The following is a 4,956-nucleotide window of genomic DNA, read 5'->3' on the forward strand; positions in this document are numbered from 1 at the left end:
AGAACGACCCGCTGGCGGGGAAGGACGTGACGGGCGTTCTGGCGCGGAACGCTGAACGCGAGAGAGCGAACGACCCACTGAACGGGCGAACCGTGGGTGGGCCGCTAGCGACGAACGCCGCGAAAGAGCGCGCTACCGACCCTCTCACGGGAAAGGACGTATCGGGAGTTCTCGCCCGGAACGAGGTGAAACAGCGGGAGAAGACGGGACGGCCACGCCCGAAGGTGGGGGCGAACTACGCCGGACTTGGCGAAGGCGACACCGGAGGGAGCGGGAAACGCGACACGGACGCGAGAGCAACGGGCGTTCTGGCGCGGAACGCGGTGGAGAACGGGGAGGACTAGATAGACGAACAGTAGCGCGGCTTTCTCGCCTTTTCTACTCCGCTCTACTCGTTTCTTTCCAATTATTTCTATAGATACATTCTATTACTAGTAGTAATATACATATTACTCTCAAACATATATCATTTAAGGTTATGGATAATTTCAATAAGGGGCGGTTCTAGAGTCAAACCAAGAGGTCACTCACGAAGATAGGAACGGAATCCCCCGGCGGTGGGACGCCGGGAGACGAACGCGAACGAATCGCGCTAAGAACGTTATTGGACGACGAACATGGTGGGTTCGTCTGGTTGGTTCTACTCCGCCGGGCGACTTAAAAATTCGTTTCCTGTTCCACCTTCGTCGTCTCGTCACTCCACGCGATAGCTGGGGACTGAACACGAGAAAATGGCTTACACGCCACAGACGGAACGAACGAACCGAAGCGGAACCGAAGACGAGAACGAGAGCGAGAGTTACCACGCCGGGACGGTCGAAGCCGACACGGACACCACGGACGCAGGAGACGTTTTTTTTGGTGGGGGAGACACGGACGTGTCCCCCGCCCGTCCGTCCCACGGACGGGAGAGGCTGGAAACCGCAAGACAGCGGAAGGGTAACAACCGCTGGAGGGGTAGCCCCGCTACCCCTCATGTAACAAAACCTACTACTGTTACTTCCCAAATTGGGAAGGAAAGGGGGGGGAGAACCCCCCCGTGGTTCCCATTCTGGGAACCTACTTCTCATTTTGAGAAGCCGGTTTTCGGGGGTGTGTTCTCGTCATGAACGACACACCCAAACTAAACTGGGAAATTCCGGCGGAAGAATGGAACTCGTCACGGGAGTTCTACGACGAGGGAGACGACGTAACGGCGGATAGCTGGGCTGAATACGTCAAAAACGCCGTGAAAGCGTATCTGGACGCGGACGGATGGGAGAAGCTGGAACGAGAGCTAGACCGGAAGCTACGCGGGAGTGACCTACGCCAGCGGGACGGGGGGAACAAAAAAAATCTCTCTCGTTCAGCGTTCGACACGACGGACACGGTGAAAGTCGGCGTCCGTGTCCCGCGCTATCTGAAAGAGGAAATGAAAGCCTACGGACGAGAAGCGAAGGAACCCGCGTGGCTGATTCTCACCTACGCGCTGTATGAGAGACGCCACGGCGGACGACGCGCCCGCTGTATGGAGAAAGTCCGCCGACTACCAGACGCGGACGACACGAGCGACGTGGAAGCTGTGGACGCGCCCGTGGCCGCATCCGAAGACGACGCCCCGGACACGGACGACACGCCGGAGGAAAGCGAAGACGTGGCTCCTACGTCCGTGGAAGGGAAGGTTCGTGCTATCTGTGGCGACGTGGGCGAACAGTACACTCGTGACGACGTGGACGCGGCTATCTCGAAATACGCCGCGACGAAGGGGAAAAAGAAGGCGTCCAAACCCACCCTTGAGAAGTATCGGAAGCGTGTCGCGGACGAACTCGGGACGGTTCTCCATCCGGTGAATAAGAGTCTCTACCTCCCACGAGAGCAAGCGGAAGCGTTCGCGGAACGAGAGGGAGTTCCGGGGCCGTCCGCGCCAGCAATAGACCGCGAGGACTACAGCGACTTAGACCGGGACGAGAAGACGCGCGGGATTCTGATTTCGCTCGTTCGGAAGGCGTCACGAGGGAAGGCGCGACAACTGAAAACAGCGGACGTTCACCGGGACGTATTCGACAAGGTTCCGACGAAGAAACACGTTCGGGACTTAATAGACGAAGCGGCGTCTGAACCGGGATTCTCCGCGCGAGAGACACGGGGCGGGGAAAAGGCTCTCGTGGTATCTCCTCCGGACGTTCACCACGACGTGTTAGACGACGCTGGCGTTCTCGCGGACGAGAGCAGGGACGAGTTCGACACGTCCACGCCTACGACCGAAGCCGCGAACGACCGGGACGAACGCGAGAGCGTGGAGCGTGACACGGACGCGCGGTTTGACGAACTACTCTCGGGGACGACGCCAGTAAACGCCGATTAGCCGCGTAGAGGTAGCCGCGAACCCGGTTTCCCCGGTCGAACCCCCGGAGTAACGTCCACGGGACACGTCCGAACACGAGCGAATCGCCCCCGAGTGAGTTCTGAACACGGGTGAGTACGTCCGTGAGTGGGTTCTGAGTACGCCATGCGTCTGACTGAACACTATGCGGTTCGGTTCCGAACACGCCGCGCATGGAGCAAATCACGGCCCGAGTGGAAACCGAACTGGCGGAGGAGATAGAGCGACGCGCTTCCGAACACGACGTGAGTAAATCCGAAGCGACGCGAACACTGCTAGAGCGAGGAACCGAATACGCCGAACTGGAAAACGAGAACAAGCGTCTTCGGAACCAACTACAGGCACTTACAGCCCGCCAGAACGAACACGAAGAACTCGTGGAGTACGTGGAGCGGGAGAAGTCGCTACAGACACGCCGGGAAGAACGGAACGCCGCGCCCGCGTGGGAACGCTTCCGTATGTGGCTGTTGGGCTACGACACGTCCGGCGACTAACCGCGTTCTCGTCTTCGTGTCCGTTCAGGTAGGGACGCGACTACCGCCCGGCCACAGCTCGGGAAGCGCGAAGTGGAACGAGCGGAGGCCCGAACTGGGGACGGAGCGGCGGAGCGTCCCGGTCGAACCAGCGGAACGAGGAGTTCGTCCGCATAGTGGCCGTGCATAGAGCGCATAGACTATGCGTTTATGCGCCACACGCATAATTCCAATTCGTATAGTATCTGGCCTTTCAGCCGTCCTTACTGCCATATTTGGAACAGACAACTATGCATAGGGGCGCATAGATACGCGCTACGCATATTCACCGGCAATATTCTCCGTTTCTTCGACGAGTGAACTGGATGTATCACGAATCACGCACTAATTCGGGGGTTCGGAAGTGTCCGTGGATGGAAAACCGTTAGAGGGCGCGGGGGTAGTGTTGTGACTTCTCCTTTAGCGTATAATCGGAAGTGGACGAGAAACCGTCTACTGCCCGATTACGCGAATATCCGCGTTTCGCTCTCACGGATTCGCGCGAACGTGCTGGTTAGTATCTTATACTAACGTGGGTGTCGCCAGAAATCAGAACCGAGAGTTCCGTAAAACCGGCGGAGGGTCAGTCCGCCGGAGTAGGTCACGTGACTTTCGGACGACGTGGTTTGACCCACTCACCACGCGGTAGAACCGTCACACTACGTGGTGATAATGGTTCGTCGGTCGGGTTTGAGCAAAGGAACGGGACGCGAACGCGGACGCGCCCCAGCTACCGAAACCCACTGATGGAACCGCGTAGAGTTCTACGGCCCGTGACGACTTGAATGTTCACCGCCCATACATCACACTTAGTGTGATATAATCGCAAGAGGGAACGGACTTTGAGGGATAGATTTACCCTAGTTCAGTCGAATATGTGAAGTAAGCGCGACGGAACCGCGTGGAGCAAACCATGAGCGAAGGAACGGACGAGAACGCGAACGAACGCGAACCCGCGAACGAGCGGCTACCATTCACCCGAGAACAAGCGGAAGCTCTCGCGCTGATAGCAGTGGAAGCCGTGGAGCGCGTCCACGAACGCCACGAGAGCGAGAACGGGAGCGGTAGCGGGAGCGCGTCCGAAGACGAACAGCTAGACGAACAAGCGGACGAAGCGGACGACGTGGCCCAAGAGAGCGGCCACGTGTCCATGTTCTACTGAACCATGAGTGAGAACACCGAAACGGACGAGAGCGGAGAACAGTACATTCTGGCCCACAAGAACTTCCGACGAACGCCGGGAGCGTCCCCGAGTGGGGAAGCGGAGGTCTACGAGCGGGGCGACCCTATCGAACCGACCGACCGGGAGCTAGAGCTTCACCCGGAGAAGTTCCTTCGTGTGAACGAAGACGGGTTCCTGCTGGACGATGTTCAGGTAGACCGGCCACTCACGCCGGAAGAAGAAGCCGCGCTAGCGTATCGGCGGAACCACGCGAACGGGGACGGAGGGAGCGCGTAATGCCTCGAAAGACGCGAGAGATTCAGCTTTCGGGCGGGCGAACGGTCGAACTCCACAACGTGGGTTCTGACGAGAACGACGCGCCGAACGGGACGGATGTGTTCGGCGGGAACTGTAGCGGCAAGAGCGGTTCGTGTTCGTGTGGCTGTTCGTCCGGGGGAAGTGTGTCGGGGAACGCGCCAGACGGCGAGAGCGGGGACGCTGGCGTTCCCTATCCGGACGACGTAATGGCGTCTCTGCTCGAACTCCACGACAAGTTCGCGGAGTTAGAACGCGAAGCCACGGACGACGGGGAACCGCTCGTGTCCCGCGAGAAGTGGGTAGCGTTCGTGGAATCTGGGCCTTCGAAAGAGCGGCTGAAAGAGGTTATAGAGGCCCGCGTGTCCATGCTTACGACCCTTCTCTCCGCTGATGATGTGGACGGGGCGGAGTTAATCCAGTCCATCGTAGCGGACGTGTTCGGTGACGACGCGAAGCCGGACGCGAACGCCACGGGAGTTCTCGCCCGGAACGAGGTAGAGAAGCGGAAGAACGACCCGCTGGCGGGGAAGGACGTGACGGGCGTTCTGGCGCGGAACGCTGAACGCGAGAGAGCGAACGACCCACTGAACGGGCGAACCGTG

At 59.2% G+C, this 4,956-nt stretch carries 6 protein-coding genes; all 6 read left to right on the forward strand.

Annotated features, from left to right (window positions below; translation table 11 throughout):
• Nucleotides 1–344: hypothetical protein (locus tag BW974_RS26155; RefSeq protein ID WP_175609823.1), on the forward strand; the 344-nt coding region annotated here is incomplete at its 5' end.
• 761 nt (nt 345–1,105) lie between these two features.
• On the forward strand, nt 1,106–2,344 hold the full coding sequence (locus BW974_RS24135) for a hypothetical protein (RefSeq protein WP_076433796.1): 1,239 nt from the start codon (nt 1,106–1,108) through the stop codon (nt 2,342–2,344).
• Between the two features lie 191 nt (nt 2,345–2,535).
• Nucleotides 2,536–2,856 carry a hypothetical protein gene (locus tag BW974_RS24140; RefSeq protein WP_076433798.1) on the forward strand — a complete coding sequence of 107 codons (321 nt, stop codon included), beginning with the start codon at nt 2,536–2,538 and terminating at the stop codon, nt 2,854–2,856.
• Nucleotides 2,857–3,787: 931 nt separating this feature from the next.
• Nucleotides 3,788–4,036 (forward strand): hypothetical protein, encoded by a 249-nt coding sequence (locus BW974_RS24145; RefSeq protein ID WP_076433800.1) that lies wholly within the window; start codon nt 3,788–3,790, stop codon nt 4,034–4,036.
• Nucleotides 4,037–4,039: 3 nt separating this feature from the next.
• A complete protein-coding gene (locus BW974_RS24150; protein WP_076433802.1) occupies nt 4,040–4,333 on the forward strand; it encodes a hypothetical protein in 294 nt (97 codons plus the stop codon).
• Nucleotides 4,333–4,956, forward strand: a 624-nt coding sequence (locus BW974_RS24155) for a hypothetical protein (protein ID WP_139329033.1), incomplete at its 3' end; no start/stop codon positions are given. The genes BW974_RS24150 and BW974_RS24155, both read left to right, overlap by 1 nt.

This window comes from Haladaptatus litoreus, from assembly GCF_900156425.1.
Classification (GTDB): Archaea; Halobacteriota; Halobacteria; order Halobacteriales; family Haladaptataceae; genus Haladaptatus; species Haladaptatus litoreus.

Excerpts from the sequence above, each read along its gene's own strand:
- BW974_RS24135 (WP_076433796.1), top strand. The coding sequence starts at position 1,106 with ATGAACGACACACCCAAACTAAACTGGGAAATTCCGGCGGAAGAATGG.
- BW974_RS24140 (WP_076433798.1), top strand. The coding sequence starts at position 2,536 with ATGGAGCAAATCACGGCCCGAGTGGAAACCGAACTGGCGGAGGAGATA.
- BW974_RS24145 (WP_076433800.1), top strand. The coding sequence starts at position 3,788 with ATGAGCGAAGGAACGGACGAGAACGCGAACGAACGCGAACCCGCGAAC.
- BW974_RS24150 (WP_076433802.1), top strand. The coding sequence starts at position 4,040 with ATGAGTGAGAACACCGAAACGGACGAGAGCGGAGAACAGTACATTCTG.